At 64.6% G+C, this 22,999-nt stretch carries 25 protein-coding genes; 10 read left to right on the top strand and 15 right to left on the bottom strand.

Features of this window, described 5'->3' with window-relative positions; translation table 11 throughout:
- Window positions 1-139: 139 nt before the first annotated feature.
- Both HUTA_RS06240 and HUTA_RS06235 read right to left on the bottom strand, forming a co-directional pair.
- On the bottom strand, window positions 140-640 hold the full coding sequence (locus HUTA_RS06240; RefSeq protein ID WP_015789030.1) for a hypothetical protein: 501 nt from the start codon (window positions 638-640) through the stop codon (window positions 140-142).
- Window positions 641-783: 143 nt separating this feature from the next.
- Window positions 784-1,674 (bottom strand): hypothetical protein, encoded by an 891-nt coding sequence (locus HUTA_RS06235; RefSeq protein ID WP_015789029.1) that lies wholly within the window; start codon window positions 1,672-1,674, stop codon window positions 784-786.
- A 134-nt stretch (window positions 1,675-1,808) separates the two neighbouring features.
- On the opposite strand from HUTA_RS06235, the gene HUTA_RS06230 reads away from it, so the two are divergent.
- Window positions 1,809-2,324, top strand: coding sequence for a DUF5813 family protein (locus HUTA_RS06230; protein WP_015789028.1), 516 nt, complete (start codon window positions 1,809-1,811; stop codon window positions 2,322-2,324).
- Window positions 2,325-2,356: 32 nt separating this feature from the next.
- Here the strand turns inward: HUTA_RS06230 and HUTA_RS06225 are convergent, their stop codons facing one another.
- Both HUTA_RS06225 and HUTA_RS06220 read right to left on the bottom strand, forming a co-directional pair.
- Window positions 2,357-2,587, bottom strand: a complete 231-nt coding sequence (locus HUTA_RS06225) for an Lrp/AsnC family transcriptional regulator (RefSeq protein WP_015789027.1) — start codon at window positions 2,585-2,587, stop codon at window positions 2,357-2,359.
- Window position 2,588: 1 nt separating this feature from the next.
- A complete protein-coding gene (locus HUTA_RS06220) occupies window positions 2,589-3,275 on the bottom strand; it encodes a potassium channel family protein (protein WP_015789026.1) in 687 nt (228 codons plus the stop codon).
- A 129-nt stretch (window positions 3,276-3,404) separates the two neighbouring features.
- On the opposite strand from HUTA_RS06220, the gene HUTA_RS06215 reads away from it, so the two are divergent.
- The 6 genes from HUTA_RS06215 (at window position 3,405) to thsA (ending at window position 9,006) form a co-directional block, all read left to right on the top strand.
- Window positions 3,405-3,635, top strand: a complete 231-nt coding sequence (locus HUTA_RS06215; protein WP_015789025.1) for an Lrp/AsnC ligand binding domain-containing protein — start codon at window positions 3,405-3,407, stop codon at window positions 3,633-3,635.
- Between the two features lie 179 nt (window positions 3,636-3,814).
- Complete coding sequence (locus HUTA_RS06210) at window positions 3,815-4,141, top strand: hypothetical protein (protein WP_015789024.1); 327 nt, start codon at window positions 3,815-3,817, stop codon at window positions 4,139-4,141.
- A 140-nt stretch (window positions 4,142-4,281) separates the two neighbouring features.
- Entirely contained in the window at window positions 4,282-5,328 is a 1,047-nt protein-coding gene (gene radA / locus HUTA_RS06205; RefSeq protein ID WP_015789023.1) for a DNA repair and recombination protein RadA, read from the top strand.
- Window positions 5,329-5,409: 81 nt separating this feature from the next.
- Complete coding sequence (locus HUTA_RS06200) at window positions 5,410-5,958, top strand: KH domain-containing protein (RefSeq protein WP_015789022.1); 549 nt, start codon at window positions 5,410-5,412, stop codon at window positions 5,956-5,958.
- A gap of 186 nt (window positions 5,959-6,144) precedes the next feature.
- Window positions 6,145-7,200 carry an AAA family ATPase gene (locus HUTA_RS06195; RefSeq protein ID WP_049941219.1) on the top strand — a complete coding sequence of 352 codons (1,056 nt, stop codon included), beginning with the start codon at window positions 6,145-6,147 and terminating at the stop codon, window positions 7,198-7,200.
- A 126-nt stretch (window positions 7,201-7,326) separates the two neighbouring features.
- Window positions 7,327-9,006, top strand: a complete 1,680-nt coding sequence (gene thsA / locus HUTA_RS06190; protein WP_015789020.1) for a thermosome subunit alpha — start codon at window positions 7,327-7,329, stop codon at window positions 9,004-9,006.
- A gap of 266 nt (window positions 9,007-9,272) precedes the next feature.
- Here thsA and HUTA_RS06185 read toward each other — a convergent pair whose 3' ends face one another.
- Window positions 9,273-9,746, bottom strand: coding sequence for an SHOCT domain-containing protein (locus HUTA_RS06185; RefSeq protein WP_015789019.1), 474 nt, complete (start codon window positions 9,744-9,746; stop codon window positions 9,273-9,275).
- 311 nt (window positions 9,747-10,057) lie between these two features.
- Here HUTA_RS06185 and HUTA_RS06180 point away from each other — a divergent pair, with 311 nt between their 5' ends.
- Together HUTA_RS06180 and HUTA_RS06175 are read left to right on the top strand one after the other, a co-directional pair.
- Window positions 10,058-10,336: a ribbon-helix-helix domain-containing protein gene (locus HUTA_RS06180; protein ID WP_015789017.1), complete on the top strand. Its 279-nt coding sequence runs from the start codon at window positions 10,058-10,060 to the stop codon at window positions 10,334-10,336.
- The gene (locus tag HUTA_RS06175) at window positions 10,329-10,610 is read left to right on the top strand and encodes a type II toxin-antitoxin system RelE family toxin (RefSeq protein ID WP_015789016.1); all 282 of its coding nucleotides are present in this window, start codon (window positions 10,329-10,331) and stop codon (window positions 10,608-10,610) included. The genes HUTA_RS06180 and HUTA_RS06175 overlap by 8 nt, the downstream gene beginning before the upstream one ends.
- Window positions 10,611-10,675: 65 nt before the next feature.
- Here HUTA_RS06175 and HUTA_RS06170 read toward each other — a convergent pair whose 3' ends face one another.
- Window positions 10,676-12,130 (bottom strand): protein kinase, encoded by a 1,455-nt coding sequence (locus HUTA_RS06170; protein ID WP_015789015.1) that lies wholly within the window; start codon window positions 12,128-12,130, stop codon window positions 10,676-10,678.
- 116 nt (window positions 12,131-12,246) lie between these two features.
- Here HUTA_RS06170 and pheA point away from each other — a divergent pair, with 116 nt between their 5' ends.
- Window positions 12,247-13,053 (top strand): prephenate dehydratase, encoded by an 807-nt coding sequence (pheA, locus tag HUTA_RS06165; RefSeq protein ID WP_015789014.1) that lies wholly within the window; start codon window positions 12,247-12,249, stop codon window positions 13,051-13,053.
- Between the two features lie 31 nt (window positions 13,054-13,084).
- Here pheA and HUTA_RS06160 read toward each other — a convergent pair whose 3' ends face one another.
- The 9 genes from HUTA_RS06160 to HUTA_RS06120 all read right to left on the bottom strand — a co-directional run bounded on the left by HUTA_RS06160 (window position 13,085) and on the right by HUTA_RS06120 (window position 22,944).
- A complete protein-coding gene (locus HUTA_RS06160; RefSeq protein ID WP_015789013.1) occupies window positions 13,085-13,282 on the bottom strand; it encodes a hypothetical protein in 198 nt (65 codons plus the stop codon).
- Between the two features lie 18 nt (window positions 13,283-13,300).
- Window positions 13,301-15,235, bottom strand: a complete 1,935-nt coding sequence (locus HUTA_RS06155; protein ID WP_015789012.1) for an ABC transporter ATP-binding protein — start codon at window positions 15,233-15,235, stop codon at window positions 13,301-13,303.
- Between the two features lie 160 nt (window positions 15,236-15,395).
- Window positions 15,396-16,805, bottom strand: coding sequence for a signal recognition particle protein Srp54 (locus tag HUTA_RS06150; protein ID WP_015789011.1), 1,410 nt, complete (start codon window positions 16,803-16,805; stop codon window positions 15,396-15,398).
- 46 nt (window positions 16,806-16,851) lie between these two features.
- Entirely contained in the window at window positions 16,852-18,369 is a 1,518-nt protein-coding gene (locus HUTA_RS06145; RefSeq protein ID WP_015789010.1) for a methyl-accepting chemotaxis protein, read from the bottom strand.
- 220 nt (window positions 18,370-18,589) lie between these two features.
- Window positions 18,590-19,660, bottom strand: coding sequence for a threonine synthase (locus tag HUTA_RS06140; RefSeq protein WP_015789009.1), 1,071 nt, complete (start codon window positions 19,658-19,660; stop codon window positions 18,590-18,592).
- A 93-nt stretch (window positions 19,661-19,753) separates the two neighbouring features.
- Window positions 19,754-20,854 (bottom strand): DoxX family protein, encoded by a 1,101-nt coding sequence (locus tag HUTA_RS06135; protein WP_015789008.1) that lies wholly within the window; start codon window positions 20,852-20,854, stop codon window positions 19,754-19,756.
- Between the two features lie 103 nt (window positions 20,855-20,957).
- Window positions 20,958-21,512, bottom strand: coding sequence for a hypothetical protein (locus HUTA_RS06130; protein ID WP_015789007.1), 555 nt, complete (start codon window positions 21,510-21,512; stop codon window positions 20,958-20,960).
- Window positions 21,513-21,586: 74 nt separating this feature from the next.
- Entirely contained in the window at window positions 21,587-21,892 is a 306-nt protein-coding gene (locus tag HUTA_RS06125) for a putative quinol monooxygenase (RefSeq protein ID WP_015789006.1), read from the bottom strand.
- Between the two features lie 95 nt (window positions 21,893-21,987).
- On the bottom strand, window positions 21,988-22,944 hold the full coding sequence (locus tag HUTA_RS06120; RefSeq protein WP_015789005.1) for a succinylglutamate desuccinylase/aspartoacylase family protein: 957 nt from the start codon (window positions 22,942-22,944) through the stop codon (window positions 21,988-21,990).
- Between the last annotated feature and the right edge of the window lie 55 nt (window positions 22,945-22,999).

Here is a 22,999-nt window from a genome sequence, read left to right as displayed (position 1 = left end):
GAGCAGGGAGACACGAACGGAGTGAGTGTCTCCGAAAGTACGAACGGCGAGCGAAGCCAGCCGTGAGGAATGAGACCGACCGTAGAGAGGTCGGCAAAGTCGCGCCGATTGCTATCGACAGCGACGCTTTCGAGGCCCTTCAGGTCCACACGCCTGCCTCTCCCCGAGCGGAGTGGAGCCAGTAGAGCCCAATCCCCACACCACCAGCCAGGACACACCCCGCGTAGACGACTGTGGGCGAGAGCAGGCCGAGCAGCGGGTTCCCAACGAGCGGTGCCAGCGGTCGGGCATCCGTGTACAGAACCGCGTCCAGGACCACGTGGGACCAGGCACCGACGAGCGCACCGGCGGCGACACTCGATCGGGACCAGCGGACGTCGAGGCCGTATCGTTCGATCGAGGGGCCAGCCAGTTCGTACCCGGCCAGGACGGCGATCGTGACGGCGGCGGCGACGCCGGCACCGCCAGGCAGCGTCGTGAGCGGGCCGTGAGTCGGGGGCTCCAGCGGGCCGAAGATGACCAGCACGGCGCGGACGTCGATGACGACGCTCCCGAGACAGATTGCCGGCAGGTTGAGCCGTCGGGTGGCTAGACTGCCGAGCAACACCGCGGGACCAAGGTGGAAGGGCGTCAGCGGCACACCGGAGCGTGGTGGCCACGGTTCATATAGCTATGTCGACGGGTTGGTGGCGCGGAACTACCGTTCGTACATTCCGGAATGCGGTGTGATACTTTGTCGTACAGCGTGCACGAGTCCCGTCCTGTCGACAGCACCCTGCAATCTCAGGCCCCGCCGTCCGTATAGCCGTAGATGTCGGCCCAGTAGACGGTGCCGTCGTACCGGACGAGATATTCGCCGTCGACGTAACCGCTGTCGTTCTCGTCGTCACCGTAGACCGGATCGGCGGCGTCGAACCGCTCGAGGAGCCTGGTCCAGGCGTCCGATTCCTGCTCTTGATAGTACGTTTCTCCGATCGCGTCGTTGATGATCTTTTGTTGTGGCGTCGAGAGGTTCGATAGCGTGAACAGATGGGTCGATTCGAGCCTGGTCGCGAGTTCGTCACTGTTGGCTGCCACCTGTTCGGCCTCGTATCGATAGGTGTAGATCGTTTTCGGCGACGGACCGTCCACGGTGATACGGACCGTTCGATCCTCGAACTCGACCAGTTCGTAACGCGGTTCCGGAACCAGCACGGACGTCTCCTGTTCGGTCTTGTTGTAGACGGCCAGCGTTGCGATATCCCCGTCGCCGGTGACCGCTGTCGAACCGGGGTCCGGGAGCGCGTGCTGGTCGACAGCCGGGAGATCTTGATACGCGATGCGATCGCCGGTCGTGTTGGTCGGGTCCTTCTCAATTTCGAGCACGAACGTGGGAACCTGCCTGGAGTCGATTGCCGACCAGGAGACGTTGTAGTACGTCCCGTCGACCGCGATCGGACGGTCCGGCGTGAACGGCGGATAGTCATTCGTCACGGTGGGGCCGGAGCCGTTTACGGCACCGACCGCGAGTCGGTGTGCTTCCTCGTCAAGGTCGCTTGTGTTCAGCGTGGCGTGGTCGGCGATCACCGTGGCGTTCGGTGCCGGGTGCATCGAGAGCGATCCGGCCGCCGAACACCCTGAGAGCCCGACCAGCAGGAGGACAAGCAGGGTGAGGAGGGCTGAGCGGCGGTGCATACGTTGTAGTCACATGATATGGGCATGTGTTTTGTGGTTGGGATGTCGGACTGCGGCCCGAACTTCGGCGGGGAAACAGGACGGCAACGACTCACGCGACGTTCTTTTTTGTACTCCGGCCCAACGGGAGATCGATGACTGATACGCTGCCGCCGGCCGTCGCCGACGCGTTCGACGACCACGATTCGTTCGAACCGGCTGCGGAGGGATATCGAGTGACGACGACCGTCTTCGACCCAACGGTGACGGCGACCGACATCGAAGGGGTGGGCCACGAATATACGGTGACCGTCCGGACGCCGATGCTCGGAGCGGCCGTCGAGGGCGAGGTCGTTGGCCCGGCCGTTGCGGATGGCTGGTTCGATACCTTTGCTCGACGGCTCGAGGACGCGACCCAGGCGACGCGAGCGCAGATCGAACTCGACCAGCATCGACTCGTCGCCGACGACGGGCAGGCGGTCGCCACGTTCGTTTTCTCGTACGGGGACCCGGATCAGGCCGCGGCGATCGCCAAGACGCTCGTCGAGTACGTCGAGGGTACCTACGTCGAGGGGATCGTGCCGGGCTACGACTACCGCGAACCGGTCGCCGATCTCATCCAGAACGCCAAAACGGCCGGCGACAACGAGCGCGGCGGCACCCCGCTGTAAGAGGCTGGCAGCTCGGACGTGACGCCCGTCTCTCAGTCCATCGCGACGTAGGTCTGGGTGTCCTCGATGCCGTCGATTTCCTGGATCTGTGTCGCGGCGATCTCCTTGACGTCGGCCGGTGACGGGACGTCAACCTTTGCGATGAGGTCGACGTCGCCGGCGACGACGTGGGCGCTCACCACGCCGTCGATGGCTTCGATGGTGTTCTTGAGTCGGTCCGCCTCGCCGGTGTGTGCTTTGACCATTACGTACGCTGTGACCATGTCAGGCACCTCCGAGTGCTTGCTGTGGAGTCTGTTCGCCCACGATCAACTGTCGGACGTCCCCGAGAACGGTGAAATCCGCGAGGACGACCAATCGATCGCCGACCTCCAGGGACGCGTCGACGTTCGGCACGTCGACCGGGTCGTCCTGCTTGCCGAAGGCGAGTAGCCGCGCGTTGGCCGGCAGTTCGAGTTCGCTCAGGCTGTAGCCGTTGACCGGCGCGTCGGCGGTGACGGTGAACTGGATCAACTGGAGGTGCTGGGCGATGTCCGCGATCGCGACGCTGTTGCCTCCGAGCAGGGCGTTTTTCGTCGCGATCGCGCCGAGTCGCTCGGGGTAGATCACCTCATCGACGGCGTCGGCGTACTGCCGGTAGATGTCCTCGCGGTAGTCTTCGTCTATCCGTAACACCGTCCGACAGCCGTGCTCGCTGGCGATCAGACAGGTAGCGAAGTTGGCGTTGAGATCACCCGTGAGTGCGCCGACGGCGTCCGCCGATTCGAGATCCGTCTGTTCGAGAACAGGTTCGAGGGAACCGTCTCCGTGGATCACCTCGAACCCTGCTTCGCGCCCCCGGTCGGCAGTCTTCGGATCGGCCTCGACGAGGACAACCTCGTGGCCGCTCTCGTCGAGTGCCCGGGCCGTCCGGAGTCCGACGCGACCGGAACCCACGATAACGAATCGCATATGTGTGCTATTCACGTGCGAACGAATAAAGCTATCCTCGCCGGCGAAACCGACACCGGCCCCGCCCGACACGAAAGCGGTCCCGGGAGGGAAAGATTCATGTCATGTTACGACGTACCATAGTTCGCGATGGTCAGAGCGTTCATCCTGGTGAAGACCGCCGCCGGCACGGCCGAGCAACTCCTCGGGGAGGCGCGGGCGGCCATCGGCGTCGAGGAGGCCCACATCGTAGCTGGACAGTACGACCTCGTCGTCGAGGCCGAACGCGACTCCATCTACGAGATCATGGAATCGGTGGCCAGTGGCATTCGCGACCTTGACGGCGTCACTGACACTCGATCGTACATTTGTCTGGAGTGAGGGTCGCCCCACCCGTCGAGCGGTGAGTCCCGTGGTGGCGATCGGTTTCCGTCCCGGGTACGCGAAGGCACCACAGACGCCAGCAGCTACTATCGCGGTCACTCCGTCGGGGACGACGTGGCAGATTCCGGACTGCCGACAACGACACCTCGAAGGGGCTGGGCTGCCTGGGTGCACATATGACTGGGGTGGCTGACGCCGTCGGGCTGGCTGTGATCGTCCTCCTCAACACGGCGGTGGTGGCGCTTGCGACTCGCTTTTTCCGTGTGCGGCTGCACACTCGTTGGGGCGCGGCGATCTACGCGGTCCTGTTTGGCACACTCATCCTGTTCGTCACGACGCTCATCCTGGCCGGCTTTCTCGGACTCGGCCCCAACCTCGACAGCCGCGTTGCCGTCGTCGGTCTGACCATCGTCGGCCCCCTCACCATCGGCCTGACGATCGATTACTTCTGGATGCCCGATCCGGCCGCCGTCGAGTTGCCCGAACCCGCGGATCGACCCTGACTGGCCGTTTGACCCGACGATCCGGCGGGAGCGGGGCCGTACTTGCTGTTTCTGTGCAGTCTCCCGGTTTCGTTCTCCCTTTTCACTTTCACTCCGGTGTTAACGAGGCTTTATATGCCGGGCCGGGCAAACCGATTGGTATGGCAGCAACAGAAGATCTCGAAGATCTGCCGGGCGTGGGTCCGGCGACCGCAGAGAAGCTCACCGAGAACGGCTACGACTCCTATCAGGGCATCGCCGTCGCGAGTCCCGGCGAATTAAGTAACACCGCCGACGTCGGCGAATCGAGCGCGGCGGACATCATCCAGGCCGCCCGCGAGGCCGCCGACATCGGCGGGTTCGAGAGCGGGGCCGAAGTGCTCGAACGCCGCGAACAGATCGGCAAGCTCACGTGGGGCGTCGAGGAGGTCGACGAGTTGCTCGGGGGTGGCGTCGAGACACAATCGATCACCGAAGTATACGGCGAGTTCGGGGCCGGCAAGTCCCAGGTCACGCACCAGCTGGCCGTCAACGTTCAGCTGCCGGCCGAGCACGGTGGACTGGAAGGCAGTTCGATCTTCATCGACAGCGAAGATACGTTCCGGCCCGAACGTATCGAGCAGATGGTCGAGGGCCTTGAAGACGACGTGATCGCGGACACGATGGTTCTCCACGGCGTTGCCGAAGAGGGCGAGGCCGACCCCGCCGACGACGACCATTTCGACGACCTCATCGAGTCTATCCTCGACAAGATCCACGTCGCGAAGGCGTTCAACTCCAACCACCAGATTCTCCTGGCCGAGAAGGCCCAGGAACTCGCCAGCGAGGGCCAGGACGAGGAGTTCCCTGTTCGCCTCCTTTGTGTGGACTCCTTGACCGCCCACTTCCGGGCGGAGTACGTCGGTCGTGGCGAACTCGCCGACCGCCAGCAGAAGCTCAACAAGCACCTCCACGACCTGATGCGGGTCGGCGACCTCAACAACACCGCCGTCGTCGTCACGAACCAGGTCGCGGCCAACCCCGATTCCTTCTTCGGTGACCCGACCCAGCCCATCGGCGGGAACATTCTGGGCCACACCTCGACGTTCCGACTCTACCTCCGGAAATCGAAGGGTGACAAGCGGATCGTCCGCCTGGTCGACGCGCCGAACCTGCCCGACGGCGAGGGCGTCATGCGCGTCGAAGGTGGCGGCCTGATGGCGGAGTAAGGCCTCGGGCGGTCGAGGGCGTGTCCCCGCCGAATCGACAGTGCGAGCTACTTAACTGAACGCGGCCGCTATATGGCGCATATGCAACACGTGAAGATTCCGCAGGACCGGATCGGTGTGGTGATCGGCGAGGGTGGTGAGACGATGCGGGAGATCGAGCAGGAAGCCGAAGTTCGACTCGACATCGATAGCGAGACCGGCGCCGTCGCGGTCGAATCGGTGGGCGATCCCGTCCTGGGGCTCAAGGGACCAGACATCGTCAAGGCGATCGGTCGCGGATTCTCCCCTGAGGCCGCCCTTCGACTGCTGGATGGCGACATGATGATGTTCGACGTGATCGACATCGACGCGGTCGCGCGCAACCCGAACGATCTCAAGCGCCTCAAGGGTCGACTTATCGGCGAGAACGGCCGAACCCGGGAGCTGATGGAGGACCTCACCGGTGCGGACGTTGTCATCTACGGTTCGACGCTGTCGATCATCGGCGGCCCCGAGCAAGTCGACGCAGTCCGGGAGGCAGCCGAGATGATCCTCGAGGGGGCCCCCCACGGCTCGGTGTACTCGTTCCTCGAACGCCGCCACAACGAGATGAAACATCAGGGTCTCGAATATCACCAGTTCACCGGCTGACCGCTCCATCTGCGATTTTGTCGCTGTGGGACAGGTACCGTCCACCGTGACGCCAAACCTCCGTACCGCTCCGTTTCCGTGGGCTCAACCCTCAGTGGGGGACCCCACGGCTTTCATCGTGAGAGGATTTCAGAGGCGGCCGTAACATACATCACTGTACTGAACAGTATGGCTAGTGGTGGATTCATGGGGGAGACAGCCGACGAGCACGATCAGGACGAGACGGGGGAACGGGTCGAAGACATCGTCGATCGACTCCGACAACTGCGAGCTGCGGACCAACAGCGCCGGAAGCACGCTGAGGCAGGTGTCGTGCTGGATCAACTCGATGCGGTCGAGGAACGACTCCTCGCGTTCGGGCGGGCCCTGGGGGGCGATCCGGACGACGTCGCGGCCCTCCCGTTCACCGAAGAGGCGGGCCGGGACGGCATGGCCGAGCCGCTGTACGTCCGGCACGATCGGACGTTGCTCAACCAGGTGACGAGCTGGCTGCTCCAGCGCCAGCACATCGGCCTCATCAGCGGCTACGGCACCGGCAAGACCGCCTTCCGGGAGATCCTCAAACGGGACCTGGGCCGACGTGACGACTTCGTCGTCGCCCACGTCGACAACCCTCGGGAAACCACGCCGAGAGGTCTCTACGAGACGGTTCTCCGGGGAGCAGCCGAGGCGGGATTCGAGATCGATCCCGGGAACTACTGGCAGGTCCGTGACGGGATCCCGTGGGCGACGGCTGAAACCAAACAAGCCGTCCAGGAAATCGCCGAGGACGCGCGGGCCGAGGACGTGACGCTGCTCCTGGTGGTCGACGAGATCGAGGATCTCCCCAGCGACCTGCTTTCGGCGATCCAGATCGCGGGTGACGCTGGCGTCCGGCTGTTCCTGAGCGGGACGCCCGCGGGGAAGGAACGTCTCCAGGACGTCAAAGCGACGCTTGACTCCCGTCTTCGCTACTACGAGGGGATCGATCCGTTCGACGTCGAGGACATCGCCGAGTACATCGCCCGGTCGCTGGCACACTTCCGGGGGGAAGCATACGACGGTGAGTCGCCGGACCTCTTTGAACCGACTGCCATCGCGGACATTCACGAACGGACCGGTGGCAACCCGCGGGACGTCCGCCTGGAATGTCGAGAACTGTTCACGCGCGCGGCGTTCGTCTGGCATCGCACCGGCCAGGACGTCGAGCGCATCCGGATCACTCCCGAACTCCGCCACCGGCGGTTCGGCATGGGTAGGTAGTACTTAAATGGCTGCCAAGGGATCACATGGACCCACGTCCGCTGGCATGAGGCTGTCTCATTGTGCTCCGTAACGATATGCTTATATAGAAGGACATTCAATCCTTGCCTGACTATGGCTCAACAAATGGGTAACCAGCCCCTCATCGTACTTTCCGAGGACAGCCAGCGAACCTCTGGGAAGGACGCCCAATCGATGAACATCACCGCCGGGACCGCCGTCGCCGAGGCCGTTCGGACGACGCTCGGCCCGAAGGGGATGGACAAGATGCTCGTCGACTCGACGGGCAACGTCGTCGTCACGAACGACGGCGTCACCATCCTTGACGAGATGGATATCGAGCACCCCGCGGCGAACATGATCGTCGAGGTCGCCGAGACCCAGGAGGACGAGGTCGGCGACGGCACGACCACGGCCGTCATCATCGCCGGTGAACTCCTGAGCAAGGCCGAGGACCTCCTCGAACAGGACATCCACGCCACGATCCTCGCACAGGGGTATCGCCAGGCGGCCGAGCAGGCGAAACAGATTCTCGAGGAGAACGCCATCGAGGTCACTCCCGAGGACGACGAGATCCTCGAACAGATCGCGGCGACCGCGATGACCGGCAAGGGTGCGGAGAGCTCCAAGGAAACGCTCGCCGAACTGGTCGTCAACGCCGTCCAGTCCGTCGCCAACGGTGAGGACATCGACACGGACAACGTCAAAGTCGAGACCGTCGTCGGCGGGTCGACCGACGAGTCCGAACTCGTCGAAGGCGTCATCATCGACAAGGAGCGCGTCCACGACAACATGCCCTACGCCGTCGAGGACGCCAACGTTGCGCTGCTGGACACGGCGATCGAGGTCCAGGAGACCGAGATCGACGCCGAGGTCAACGTCTCGGACCCGGACAAGCTCCAGGAGTTCCTCGATCAGGAAGAGGCCCAGCTCCAGGAGATGGTCGATCAACTCGCCGACGTCGGTGCCGACGCCGTCTTCTGCCAGAAGGGCATCGACGACATGGCCCAGCACTACCTCGCCCAGGAGGGCATCCTCGCGGTCCGTCGCGCCAAGAAGTCCGACATCAAGGCGCTCTCGCGTGCCACGGGCGCACGCGCCGTCTCGAACATCGACGATATCACCGAGGACGATCTCGGCTTCGCCGGCAGCGTCGCCCAGAAGGGTGTCGCCGGCGACGAGCGCGTCTTCGTCGAGGACGTCGAGGACGCCAAGGCCGTCACGCTCATCCTGCGCGGCGGCACCGAGCACGTCGTCGACGAGGTCGAACGCGCCATCGAGGACTCGCTGGGCGTCGTTCGCGTCACGCTCGAGGACGGCAAGGTCCTGCCCGGCGGCGGGGCTCCCGAAGCCGAACTCGCGCTTGGACTGCGTGACCACGCCGACTCCGTCGGTGGCCGCGAGCAGCTCGCCGTCGAGGCCTTTGCGGACGCCATCGACGTCGTCCCGCGCACCCTCGCCGAGAACGCGGGTCACGACCCGATCGACTCCCTCGTGGACCTCCGCAGTCAGCACGACGCCGGCGACATCGGCGTCGGCCTGGACGCCTACTCCGGCGACATCGTCGACATGAGCGAGGACGGCGTCTACGAGCCGCTGCGCGTCAAGACCCAGGCTGTCGAGAGTGCGACGGAGGCCGCCGTGATGATCCTCCGGATCGACGACGTGATCGCCGCCGGCGACCTCAAGGGCGGCGGCAGCGACGACGGCGACGACGGCGGCCCGCCCGCTGGCGGCCCCGGCGGCGGTATGGGCGGCGGCATGGGCGGCATGGGCGGTATGGGTGGCATGGGCGGCGCGATGTAAGCGAGGTTCTGAGCGCAGCGAAGAACCTCGGAACGCCGAGCGGGGAGCGCGAGGCCGAACGGAGTGAGGCCTCGATTGCTCGAACGTGGAGCGAAGCGACACGTGAGAGGAGGAACGACCCGCGAGGCGAAGTCGGTCAACGATTTCACAGAGGCCGTCACCCCGGCCACCGCCTGACGCCATCGCTCGCCGTCCGCTTGCCTCGCGGACGTGAACTAACTGATTCGACGAATTTCTTTCCCGAGCAGACTGGCAGCGAGCCGTTGTTAGTTCTCTTTCCTCGTCGTTTCGAGTTCGCGCTGGCGAACCCCCGTCTCGTTTGTCCCCGTTGAATTACCGGGTGCGCTTTCGATCCGCTCTGGGTCTGCCGGTTGGGACTTTTCGCTCCTGAGTAGCGTTTCAAGTCGCTGTTCAAATTCTTGCTCGTTGATCTTCCCCTTTACGTATCGACGACGGAGTTCCTCCGAAGCGCTGTTCGCTCCGTCTTGGTCTTTCGAGCGGCTGTCGCTCTCATTTGCCGTCTGTTCGTCTCGCCGCAGTTTTTGATGGATCACATCCATTGGGTTGGGCACATACCCGGCGAGAACGCCGTAAGCCGGAGTCAGAAAGAGCCACCCGACTACGAACACCCACACTGCCTCTCCCAGCCCTTCCGACACATACGCGGCGACGCCACCGGGCACCGTCGCGATCGCGAAAACCACCATCAGAAAGCCGGCGAGACGACGCACACTTTCCATACGTGACACTGGTCGATCCTATTTGAAAAATGTACTGTCGTCCTTCCCAATGTATCGAACTCCCGATGGCGGCCCGTCTCAGACAAGTTGGTCGAGCTGTCGGTGGAGCTGGGCCGCCGTCTCGAACCGAGTTAGCTTCCGGGGGGCCATCGCCTTGGCGACGATTCTTTGAAACCAGTCTGTCCCATCTCTCACCGGCGTCCCACTCATTCAGGCGAGTTTCGATCGGAATATCGAGGGACTCGTCCATTTCCCGAGAGGACAGCAGTTGACCCCGAACATTTATTCGATCCTGAACGTAACACATTCGTATGTCTGATGCAGATACGGATAGTGGCGGTGGTGGACCCGAAAAGACGAATATCAACGTCCGTCTCACGGAGACGTTACTCGAAGACATCGACGCGACGTGGGGCGAGGAGGGGTACAATAGCCGAAGCGAGTTCATTCGGGAAACCCTTCGTGATGCCGTCCGGCACCCCGGTCTCACCCGCAAGAGCTGGAAGGAGATCGCGGCGGTCGAGCACGCACGCCGAACGGGTGACAGCGAGACGTTCTCCCGCGACGAGTTGCTGAACGACGATGAGTGAAGAGTGGACGTGGCAGCTACGGGCACCGGCCAAGCGGACGTACGACGATCTCGACGAACACGCACGATCGCGAATTACGGACAAGCTGGACGACATCGTCACCGATCGGTGGCGCGACCCCGACGACTACCTCGAACCGCTGACCGGGGCACCACATTCGAAGCTCCGGATCGGCCAGTTTCGGCTCGGTGCCGAGTGTGACCACGACGATCAGGTTCTCGACATCTACACGATCGAACGACGTGGCGGGGCGTATAAGCCAGGCGACGATTAGAACGTTTCCGGACGCTGACAACGTGACGCTCCTACCCGACGATCTCATCGACCGTCCAACCCCACTCACACGAGCTGATCGAGCTGTCGATGCAGCTGGGCCGCCGTTTCGAAGCGAGTGAGCTTCCGGGGGGCCATCGCCTTGGCGACGATCTCGTCGACGGGTTCGGGGACTTCCGGTCGCACGTCGCTGGGGACGGGCGTCTCGTCGTCGAGGATGGCCGCCCGGACGTCGTCGTAGTCGCCGCGGTACGGATCCTCGCCGGTGAGGAGCCGGAACAGCACGGTTCCGAAGTGATAGACATCGGTCGCGTGGTCGACCGAGCCGTAGCGATCGTCGAAGTATTCCGGGGCGGCGTAGCGGGGATCGACGTACTCGGCGGGCTGGAAGTGTCGCCGGAAGACCGTCATCACGCCGAGGTTGGCGAGGCTGGGCGCGGGGTTCTCCTCGAAGCCGACCGAGGGGTAGACCACGTCGTGTGGGTCGATCCCGCCGTGGACCAGCCCGCGCTCGTTGACGGCCGCGAGGCCGGCGGCGAGATCTCGGGCGTCCCGCAGGGCAACGTCGAGATCCGCGGGTCTGCGATCGGCAAGCGTGTGCTCGGCCCGCGGCGTCGCGACCCACGGCCGGGGGTGGTCGCCGTAGTCGGCGACGGCGACGATCCCCGTCGCCTCGTCGGCGCAGTACCACTGGTGGAGGCGCTCGTGGACGGCCGATCCGAAGTCCCGGGCGTCCTCTCCCGGTTCGTCGAAGAACAGGAGATCGACCCCGTACTCGGCCTGGTCCATGCGAGCGCGCGAGGGCAGGATGTGGCCGTACTGCCCGCGCTCGGGCGGCTCGATCACGCTGATTTCGTCGAAAGCACTCACCAGCTGGACCGCGGCGAAGGCTTCGGAGTTTTCGGCGGCCTGAATGCGGCGGCGGCGCTCCTCGACGTGCTCCGGTGTCCCCGGCCCCTCGGGGACGCTCCCGTCGACTGCTGGCGATGGTTCGGATTCGGGTTCCGATTCGACCCTGTCGTCGACGATCCGGTCCGGCGGCTCGGGTTCGACCGGTTCGTCGGGCAGTGAGCGCTCGTAGACTGAGACGCCCGATTGAGACGTCTCGACGATCTGTTGGCTGCCGGAAGCGGTCGTCGCGCCGCCGTCGGCCCGGAGTTCCGCGTCGAAGTCCCAGCTACCGGCTTTTCGGACGGCCCGGACGACGGTCCCGTCGAACGCGCGGAGGGCATCGCCGACCTGCTCGGGGTGGCGCTCGTGGAGCGTCGCGAGCGTTCGAACCAGGGCCTCCCGGTGAGCTTCCCCGGCGGATCGAACGAGACGGGTGGCGAGTTCGGCCCCGAGCTGGGGGCGTTCGTCGGCCAGCCGGCAGGCCGTCCAGGCGGCGCTGACGCGCGCCCGGCGGGCCTCGGCGGCCAGCCCGTCGAGCACCGACGGGAGGACCAGCGAGAGCACGTCCTCGGCGTCGGGCTCGGCCGCGTAGCGTGTATCGTCGGAAGCGCCGCCGGTTTCGGCTCCCATTACGCGAATCTATCCCCGCCAGGGATCAAGAACCTCCGTCAGACGGTCGTCACACGTCATCTGCTCCCGAGTGTGTGACCGCGACGTTTTTGGGCCACTGTGCCGAAGCGACCTGTATGCGAACGATCACGCTCGGCCCGTCGGGCACCTACTCTCATCGGGCCGCGTCGGCGCTTTCGGAATCCGTCGAGTTCACCGAGTCCGTCACGGCGATCGTCGAGGCGGTCGCCGACGGCGAGTACGACCGCGGGGTCATCCCCATCGAGAACAGCATCGAGGGCAGCGTCACCGAATCGCTGGACGCGCTGGCGGATTCCGATGTCGCGGTCGTTGCGGAGATCATCACGCCGATCCGCCACGGTCTCATGGCCCAGAGTGAGGATTTCGATCTCGTCGCGAGCCACGCCCAGGCACTCGCCCAGTGCCGGAGTTATCTCGAAGAGCATCACCCCGATGCTGACCTGGAAGCCGTCGCGAGCACGGCACGCGGCGTCGAGCACGCCCGCGAGGACTCCACAGTCGCCGCCATCGCCCATCCCGACAACGCGGGCGCGGAGTTGTCTGTCCTCGCCGAAGATATTCAGGATCAGTCCTCGAACGCGACGCGCTTTTTCGCCATCGCTGACCCGCAGACCCGCTCGATCGAGGGCGGGAACACCTCGCTGATCGTCTACCCGAACGTCGACTATCCCGGCCTCCTGCTCGAACTCCTCGAACCGTTCGCCGACCGGGACGTCAACCTCTCGCGACTGGAGTCCCGACCCAGCGGCGAGCGGCTGGGCGACTACGTCTTCCACATCGACGTCGAGGCCGGCCTCTACGAACAGCGACTGCAGGATGCCCTGGATGAAATCGAGGAACTGGCCAGCGAAGGGTGGGTCCGGCGACTCGGCTCCTACGATACGCGTCACGTGGTCGAGTAGTGCGACGCGTCCGTTCTCTCTCCGTCCCCGTTTACGTCGACGCTCGTTCGACCAGGAACTCGTAGGCGTCATACAGCAGTGCAACCGTGAGAAAGGCGGTCACGACCGCAGGAAGGCGACGGCGTGTCCGCACAGCGTCGATCGCAGCGAGGACAAGTGCGAGCAGGAACGTCCAGTGGTCGAGTTGTCGGAGGTGATCGATGGCGCGGTCGGTCATTTTGGCCTCCATCTCGGGCCTCCAGCCAGTTCAGTCGTCGGCTTCCGATTCCGTCTGGGCACGGCGTTCGGCAGCCCGCTCGATGAACTCCTGGGGCAGTTCGTCGATCTCGCCGGCCTGGACGGCCCAGAGCTTGGCGTAGAGGCCGTCATCGGCGAGTAAGTCCTCGTGGGTGCCGCGTTCGACGATCCGGCCGTCCTCGATCACGACGATCTTCTCGGCGTCCTTGATCGTCGAGAGCCGGTGGGCGATGGCGAAGGTCGTCCGGTCGGCGGTGAGTTTATCCAGCGAGCGCTGGATCAACATCTCCGTCTCGGTGTCGACGTCGGAGGTCGCCTCGTCCAGAACGAGGATCTCGGGATCCTTGAGAATCGCTCGCGCGAGGGCGATCCGCTGGCGCTGGCCACCCGAGAGCTTCACGCCGCGCTCGCCGACTTTCGTGTCGTAGCCGTCGGGCAGGTTCTGGATGAAGCGGTGGGCTTCGGCCATCTTGGCCGCCTCGACGACTGCCTCCTTCTCGGCGTCGAACGTGCCGTACTCGATGTTCTCCCGGACCGTGCCGTAGAACAGGAACGTCTCCTGGCTGACGTACCCGAGCGCCTGCCGGAGGCTCGGAATAGTGGCGTCCCGGAGGTCCGTCCCGTCGATCTCGATGGCTCCCTCGTCGACGTCGTACATCCGGAGGAGGAGCTTCATCACGGTGGACTTGCCCGCGCCGGTCGGACCGACTAAGGCGACGGTATCGCCGCCCTCGACCTCGAAGGCGATGTCCTCGACGATGGTCTCCTCGTCGTCGTAGCCGAAGGTGACATCGTCGAATTCGACGTGGCCGTCGGTTACCGCGAGGGGTTCGGCGTCGGGGTCTTCGACGATCCGGCTGGGCGTGTCCATCAGCCCGAAGATACGCTCACTGGAGGCGTGGGCGCGCTGGTACATGTTGATGATCTGCCCGAACTGCGCCATCGGCCAGATGAACCGCTGGGACAGCAGGATGAAGCCGACGAACTCCCCCACCGAGAGCTTGCCCGTGAAGAACCACGGCCCGGTTCCGGTGGTCTGGGAGGTGAACACCCACAGGCCGCCGACGAGGAAGGTGACGACGAACCCGACGCCCGACAGCAGCCGGAGGCCGGGGAAGAACTTGATCCGGGTGCCGATGGCGTCCCAGTTGGCGTCGAAGTAGTCTTCGGAGACATCATCCACCCGATCGGATTCGAAGGTCTCGGTGTTGGCGGCCTTGATGACCTGGATGCCCCCGAGGTTGTTCTCCAGGCGTGAGTTGAGCTGGCCCACGGACGAACGGACGTCGGCGTACTTGGGCTGGATAGTTTCGACGAACTTGTAGGTGAAAAAGCCGATCAGGGGGACGACGCCGAGTGTCACCAGCGCGAGCTGCCAGTTCCAGTAGAAGAGGATCACGGAGATCCCGAGCACCATGATCGACAGCCGGAAGAACGCGTTCATCCCCTCGTTGAGGAAGCGTTCGAGCCGGTTGACGTCGTTCGAGAGGATCGACATGAGTTCGCCGGTCTGCTTGTCGGCGAAGAAGTCCATGTTGAGGCGCTGCATCTTGTCGTAGGTGTCCGTCCGGACGTTGTGCTGGATGTTCTGAGCGAAGGTGTTCCACCCCCAGTTGCGCGTCCAGTGGAAGCCGGCCCCGATCAGGAACGCGGCGGCGATGATACCGACGGTGAGCCAGAGCTGTGCGCTCTGGGTTTTGGGAATCAGCGACTGGGGGACCAACCAGAGGCTGTACTGCTGGTCGTCGAAGATGGCGTCGATGGCGAGCGTAAGCAGGAGGGGCGGAAGCAGGTCGAGGATCCGGGCGGCGACGCTACTGACGAACCCGATCACGAACGGGAACGAATATCGTCCCCCGTATTCGGAAAACAGCCGGCGCATCGGGCGATCCGCGCGGTCGCGGACGTCCTCGAATACTTCGTCGTCGTCGAGGTCGATGCTCATTCGACTGTCCCAGGAGTCGCCGGGAGAAAAGACCATCGGAAAGATGGTGATAAATCACATCTTAGATTTGTTCCGTGTTGTCGAGACCCACGTCTCGGGCGCCGGGTTCAGCACTGCACACGCAAAACCACTCGACGGTATCGGCTTCTCGAACGGAAACTCAGAACGGGTTGCCGCCGCCGCCCATGCCACCCATCCCGCCCATATCGCCCATGTCCCCCATGTCGCCGCCCTCCATCTGCTTCATCATGCGTTCCATGTCGGCGTCGCCCATGCCCTGGAACTGATTGAGGGTCCGATCCATCATCTTGTGCTGCTCTAAGAGTTCCCGGATGCGGTCTTTGGGCTTGCCCGAACCTCGCGCGATGCGTTCGGTCCGGCTGCGGCCGATCTGGCGCGGGTTCTCGAGTTCGGCCTCGGTCATCGAGTCCATGATAACCTCGAAGTCACGCATGCGCTCCTGGGTGACGTCCATGGCGTCGTCGGGCAACTGATCCATCATCCCGCCGCCGAGGCCGGGGATCATGTCCATGACCTGATCCAGCGGCCCCATCTTGTTCATCGCCTCCATCTGCTTGCGCATGTCCTTGAGGGTGAACTCGCCATCGAGCATGTCCTCCGGCCCCCAGTCACCCTCTTCTGCCTGGGTTTCCTCCATCGCGCGTTCGACGCGTTCCGTGAGTTGCTGGAGGTCACCCATCCCGAGCAGCCGGGAGATGAACCCCGAGGGCTCGAAGCGCTCGACGTCCTTGACCGTCTCGCCGGTGCCCAGGAAGGCAATGGTCGAGTCGGTCTCGTTGACGGCGACGAGGGCACCGCCACCCTTGGCCGTCCCGTCGAGTTTGGTGATCACGACGCCGTCGATGCCGACCGCGTCCTCGAAGCGGCTGGCCTGTTCTTTGGCTTCCTGGCCGATCGCGGCGTCGAGCACCAGCAGGTTGTGGTCCGGGTCGGCGACCGATTCGATGTCTTCGAGTTCGTCGATAAGCCCGTCCTCTAAGGCGTGTCGGCCCGCCGTGTCGACGATCTGGACGTCCGCGTCGTCGGTCGCTTCGAGTCCGTCGCGGGCGATCTTGACCGCGTCGTCCTCGTCGGGATCGCCGTAGAAGTCGACTTCCGCTCGCTCGGCCATCTCCTCGGCCTGTTCGTAGGCTCCGGGCCGCCAGGTGTCGGTCTGGATGACTGCGGGACGGAGCCCCTTCTTCGAGAACCACCAGGCGATCTTCGCCGCGGAGGTGGTCTTCCCTGATCCCTGGAGGCCCGCCAGCACGATCGTCTGGGGTTCCAGGGGAAGCTCGGTCGATTCGCCGACCAGGTCGACGAGTTCCTCGTAGACGATGCGCAGTACCCAGTCCCGGGCGGAGGTGCCGGCCGGCGGCTCCTCCTCCAGGGCGCGGGTCTCGATGCTGTCGGAGAGGTCCATCACCAGGTCGACGTCGACGTCGGCCTGGAGCAGCGATCGCTGGATCTCCTTGACGACCGCCTGGACGTCCTCTTCACTGATGCGGGACTTCCCCCGGAGGCCGTCGAGGGCCCCCCGCAGGGACGATCCCAGATCGTCGAGTACCATTTGTCGCTGGTACGCTACGACGGCGGTAAAGCCTTGCTGTCGTGGCTCACTCCGCCGTCGTCTCGTATTCGCTCACCAGTCCAGTGAGTTCCGTCGAGAGGTCGGTGAGCTGCTCGGCGGAGGTCGAGAGATTGTCGATCGAGGTCACGAGGTCCTCGGCCGCCTCGGCCGACGAGCGGGCCCGTTCGCGCGTGTCGGTGGTGATCTCGTCGATGTGGTCGACGTCCGAGGCGGCTTCCTGCATCGTGTTTGCCAGTTCGTCGATCGCGTCGGAGGCCTCTCGGATCGAGTCGGTGACCTCGTCAGTTTTGGTGTCGATCCGCTCGAAGGTCTCGCTGTTAGTTTCGACGACCGACTCGGCCGTGTCGACGGCCTCGGCAGCGTCACCGACGTGGGTCGTCACCGTTTCGATCTCCTCTCGTGCGTTATCGATCACGTCCCGGATCGCCGCCGTCTCCTCCTGGGTCTCCGCCGCGAGGCTCTTGACCTCGTCGGCCACCACGGCGAAGCCCTCCCCTTCCTCGCCGGCGCGAGCGGCCTCGATCGAGGCGTTGAGCGCGAGGATGTTGGTCTGCTCGGCGATGTCGGCGATCGTCCCGACGATCTCGGCCATGTCCGCGGAGTGCGATTCGAGCGTCCTGGCGCTCTCGGTCGCTGCCGCCAGGACTGCCTGCGATTCCTCGATGGCGTCCTCGGCAGTGCTCGCGGCGGATCCGGCCTCCTCGGCCTCCGCCGAGACGTCGCCGGCGAAGGTCGCGATCTCGTCGGTGCTTGCGGCCGACTCCTCGGCGTTGGCCGCTGCCGACTGGATCTCGTTTGCCAGGCCGGTCGTCAGTTCCGACTGGTCGCTGGCACCTTCGACGATGTCCTCGACCGACGACGATACCTCGTCAGATGCACCGTCGAGGTGTGATGCCGTGTTCGCGACAGTCGCCGCCGCGTCGTCGACACTATCGACTGCATGTTCGATCTCGGTCAGCGCTTCGTCGAGCGCAGCGACCGTTTCGTTGACGGCTGTCGCCAGCCGCCTGTGATCGCCAGACAATCCTGTATCGTCCATCCGCGCACTGAGATCGCCGTCGGCTACTGCGCCCAGGGTGCCTGTGACGCGCTCGACGGTCTCTTTCAGTTCGGTGACGTCCTTGATCGTCTCGGCGACGGCCTGGACGCTCCCCTCGTCGTCCTCGATCCGGGCCGCACTGGCGACGTAGTGGCGGTGCTCACCATCGACTTCCGTCCGGACTTCGACGTTGTAGAAGTCCCGGTCGGCTTCCAGTGCTGCCATCGCCAGCGGTCCTTCGCCCGCTTTGCCGTGTTCGACAGCCGGGAACACGTTTTCGACGGGCTCGTTCAGTGCGTGTAGTTCGTCGACGCCGAAATATGCCGTCATCCCTTCGTTCCACCGGGAGATCTTCCCGTTTCTGTCGATCATAAATAGTGAAATCGGACAGCCGGCCACGAGCGTATCGAGCAGGTTCGCATCTGTCACTCGCCGCTTCTCAGTCTCCCGCTCCCCTGATTCGTCCGCCTCGGCTTCCGAATCATGGGTGAGTGATTCTGACATGGCACGAACGAGTGACCGGACTCACTTAACTGTTCACCGGCAAATATTGTTATTGAAATCGCTATCGATGCGACAGTTTCCCGCCGGTCAACACGCCGTGAGGGCCGCGCGGACTGTCGAGGAACCCTGACGGATCACGGACTGCACCCTGTCTCCTGCTTTGCAAATCAGACACGACCAACGTCTTGCCGTTCGGACCCTCCGCTCTCCGCTGGGATCCTCACACCGATCGGTTTCGGCCCGTCAATGGGACGACAACGTCGCTATCGGCGGCGATGACACCCTGCTCGCGAAGGCGTTCGAGGCCGGCGAGCGCAGTCGCACTCGTAGGGTCAAGGTCAAGACCCTCTCCGAGCAGGCGCTCATGGCCGGCTTCTGTCTCGGCAGCCGTGACCGCGACCGCGTCGCCGCCACTCGCTTCGATCGCGTCGAGGATTCCGTCCCCTCGGACCGGCTCGGCGATCTGGATGCCGTCGGCCAGGTTGTTCCGTTCGGCGTCGCGGTCGTTCCCTCGCGCCGCGGTGATCGGGGCGACGCCGCTCGCCTGGATGCCGAAGAGTCGCGGCACGTCGTCGATCCAGCCGGCACGCTGCAGGCGATCAAACCCGCGAGACGCGCCCAGAAACAGCGTTCCGTGACCCAGTGGCGTCACCACGGCGTCGGGGGCTTCCCAGCCGCGCTGGGCCGCGACTTCGAGCGCGAACGTCGCCGTTCCGGCCAGAAACATCGGTTCCCAAGCGTGGCTGGCGTAGTAGCCGTCGCCGGCCTCGACCGCATCAATGCAGGCCTGGGTCACAGCTTCCCGGTCACCGTCGATCCGCCGCAGGGCGGCTCCCGTCCGTTCGATCGCCCGAAGTTTCCCCGGTTTGGCATCGACGGGGACGAAGATCTCGGCGTCGATGCCGGCACGGGCCGCGTATGTCGCGATCGCCAGCCCCGCGTTGCCCGAGGAATCTTCGATCACCCGGTCGGCCCCCCGATCGAGGGCGTGGGAGAGCACGACCGCCGCGCCGCGATCCTTGAAGCTCCCCGTCGGAAACAGGTGTTCGAGCTTGTACTGGAGGCCAGTTGCCTCGGCGTCGATCAGCGGGGTCCACCCTTCGCCGAGCGTTACCAGTGGCTCGACGGGCAGGAAGCCTTCGCAGGCCCACAGACCGCTGTCGCGGTCGATCTCGGGCGGCTGTGCGGGCAGATCGGGGAGCCCCCCCAGGTCGAGCGGACTCCCGCATGCACATCGCCAGGGGCCCTCGAGTGGGTACGTCCGTCCGCAGTCAGTACAGACGCGCTCCATGAGCGTGCTTTCAGCCCTGGGATGACGGATCTGTCGCTCGTGATTCTCTCGCCCAGTGTCGCTCGGGATGCAGTCGCCTCAGGCCCTCGGTGCTCAGTCGGCCGCAGCGTGGTCGGTTCGGCGTTCCCAGTCCGGGTCGAGCCGACGCCGGATTGCGGGCACGAGTGATGCGTCGAGCGAGTACCGCCCGCTTCCGACGACCAGCAGCGCCGAGAGGAGTCCGAACAGCGTGATGTGAGCCAGCACGGGGTCGTCGGGCAGCCCGAACAGCGTCGTCGTCAGCATCAGGAACCCGACGGCGGCGGTCCCTCTGGTGAACAGTCCCAGGATGAACGCAACGCCGACCGCGGCCTCGACCAATCCGGCACCGAACACCCACAGCTCCGGCGACACCGGCACGACCGCCGTGAGGTTGTACTTCTCGACCACTGCGATGCCACCCGCCGGGTTGAGCCACTTCTGGGTGACGCCGAGAAACATGAAGTTCACCCCGACGAACAGCCGCAACAGGGGGGCAACCGGTAACTTGTCGATGCCGACTCTGGCGATCATCTCCGCGGGCGTCGGCAGGCCACGGGCGCGGCTGGCGAGCGTCCCCTCGGTGACGACCAGCCGTCGGAGTAGCATGTCCGCGCTTGGTTGGCCGGCACCGACGATCATGATGGCCAGAAAGCCCGCGATGTACTCGCTGGCCAGCAGGAGTGTACTGTCAGTGGCGAGCAAGCCGAGATAGATGACCAGGCCAACGGCGGCAACCAGTCGCGTCGCCAGCCCGAACAGGAGCAAAAACCCGATCGCGACCTGCAGGAGGCGTGCCTCGACCGGCAGACTCGGCGTGAAGAGGTAGCCGGCGAAGCCGGCCCCCACGAGGGGCAGACCGACCGTCAGCCGGAGCATCCAGGGCAGGTACGGCCGGTAGGACTGCAACGTCCGGCTGGCGACGGCGATGTCCGGCACCAGCCGCGAAAACCGGAGATAGCCAGTTATGAGCAAGCCTGCGCCCAGTGCGCCCCCGACAAGCAGTGCGACGCTCCCCGGGTCGTTGAAGACGGCGGCGAAGAGTTCGGCCGCGCTCCCGGCACTATCCTCGTCGGTGACGTATTTGATGTGCGCGCTCGCCGGACCGGACAGAATGGCCGACGAGAGCGCAGCGAGAAGAACGGTGAGAAGCGTTCTCTCCGAAGCTGTTGACATACGAAACCTAGGGTCGAGCGAAGTATTACCTTTGGCCTCCCGGAATTTCGTGTCGGAATGAATTCATTTTTCGATCGTCGATCCGTCTCGACAGCTGTCGCCGTCACAGTCGCCGCCGTGGTGGGATCGCCCGGGTTGCTTCCGTGGTGACGCCGCTCCCGAACGTTCGTCTGAGACTCGCACCGAAGCCGACGAGGGCGACGACGCCGACCACGATCGGCCCCAGTATTGGAACGGCTGACAGCCCGACCAGGGTGGTCGAACCCACGAGGACACCGAGCCAGGTCGTGAGACGGCCCGATCGGTGACTGATCGTCTTGCCGAGTGCGAGGATCGCGACCGCGTCGCTCACGAGCACGAAACACGCCTGGATGGTGAACGTGACCAGCCAACTCAGCGCCCGGAACTGACTGTACACACCAAATGCTACCAGGGTCAGCAAGGGAATCGCGTAGCCGACTGCGCCGACGATTCCGACACCGAACGAGAGCAGTGTACTTGTTCTGGCAGTCCGGGTTGCGTCCGCCGTCCACTTCGGGGCGAACGCGAGCAGAAACGGCACCAGACACACCGCGATGATGGTTCCGCCCCCGAGGATCTGGAACGGTTCAATCCCGGAGACGGTGCTGAGCGGTTCAAGCGGATCGCCGAAGGCCATTGGTGTTCCCCCACCCACGTGACTCACAGTGTCGTGACACTGATCCGGCGAAGATAAATCTCGTGATTGTCGCCCTATACGTCGAGTGCTTCCATCGACTCGACGTCGAAGCGCAGCACTTCGGGCTCGCCGTCGAGCAGGTCCGGGAGGTGTTCGCCGAAGGCCTGGTAATGGTCGGTCTGGGTGTGGGCCTCCAGCGCTTCGGCGTCCTCGTAGCGCTCGATGAACCGGATCACGTTCTCGTCCTGAAGGTCGACCGTGGCCCGGTACTCGATGGTGCCGTCCTCCTGGTTCGACCCCTCGACGAGGTCGTCGGTGAGTTCGATGGCTTGCTCTCGTTTCTCGGGCTTGATCGGGAACGACGCGTGGAGTACGATCATGTGGCTTCCTCGCGTGGTTCGACCCCTGTCGATGTAAGTCCTGTCGAAACGGGGGCGGCCGGGGCGCGCCCACGAACGAACCGAAAGCCGGCACGTCAGTACGAGTCGATATCGGTGCCGACAGAACAGACGTATTCGCCGGTCGCCACTTGCGGGAGCCGGCGTGTCCGCCAGAAGATGCCCGTCGAGTCGGCGGTCACCCGCTCCTTGACCGTCCCGAAGACGTCGGTGACGGTGAACAGCGTCTCGCCGGTGTCGACCCGGTCACCCAGATCGGGCTCGAAGTCGACGAGCCCGCCCGCCGGCGCGCCGTACTGGTCGAAGGAACTCGCTCTGGTCTGGGGTTCCATCGGGGCCTCTCCGTCGAGAAAGTTGTAGTGCCTGAGCACGTTCCGGACGCCTGTGACGCCGATCTTGATCGACTCCTGGTCGAACCCGACCGCCCCGCCGAGTTCCGGATCGATCGTCGGGACGCCGTCGTCGGGGGCGGCCCGTGCGAGTTGGCCGTCGGGCCCCTTCTTGTCGAGGACGGTCCCGCAGTCGAAGGCCTTCGCGAGTTCGAGACACTCGTCGTGGAGGCGATGGCGGGTGCCACACCGGACGCGTGTCTCATCGATCATCCGGCTGGTCGAACCCTGGTGGAGGTCAACAACGAGGTCGGCCCGCGTCGCCGCCTCGAACGTCGCTGCGGCGATGCGCTCGCTGGTTGTCCCCGTCTCCTCGCCGGGGTAGGCCCGGTTCATCTTCGTGTCGTCGATCGGGTTGCGGTGCTCGGCCACCTGGAAGGCGTGGTAGTTGACGATCCCGACGATCAGGATCGTCCCGCTGATTTCCGTCGGATCGAGTCGCGGGACCAGCCGCTGGATCACGCCGACGCCGTTGAGTTCGTCGCCGTCACTGGCGGCCTGCAGATACAGTGTCTTCCCGTCTTCTGTTCCGTTGACGACCGCCACCGGCAACCCGACGTCACTCCCGTCCCGTGTCTCGCCGACGTACAGTCGCCCGGTGGCGACCTCGCCGGGATCGGCGCTCGCCGTGCCCAAACTCGTCATTGGGCGTATTGCGAAGGGGAACGCTCTTTAGTGTGCTGTCTCCGGCGTGGGATGC

It is taken from the genome of Halorhabdus utahensis DSM 12940 (genome assembly GCF_000023945.1).
Classification (GTDB): Archaea; Halobacteriota; Halobacteria; order Halobacteriales; family Haloarculaceae; genus Halorhabdus; species Halorhabdus utahensis.
This window is presented reverse-complemented; position numbering and strand designations above follow the sequence as displayed.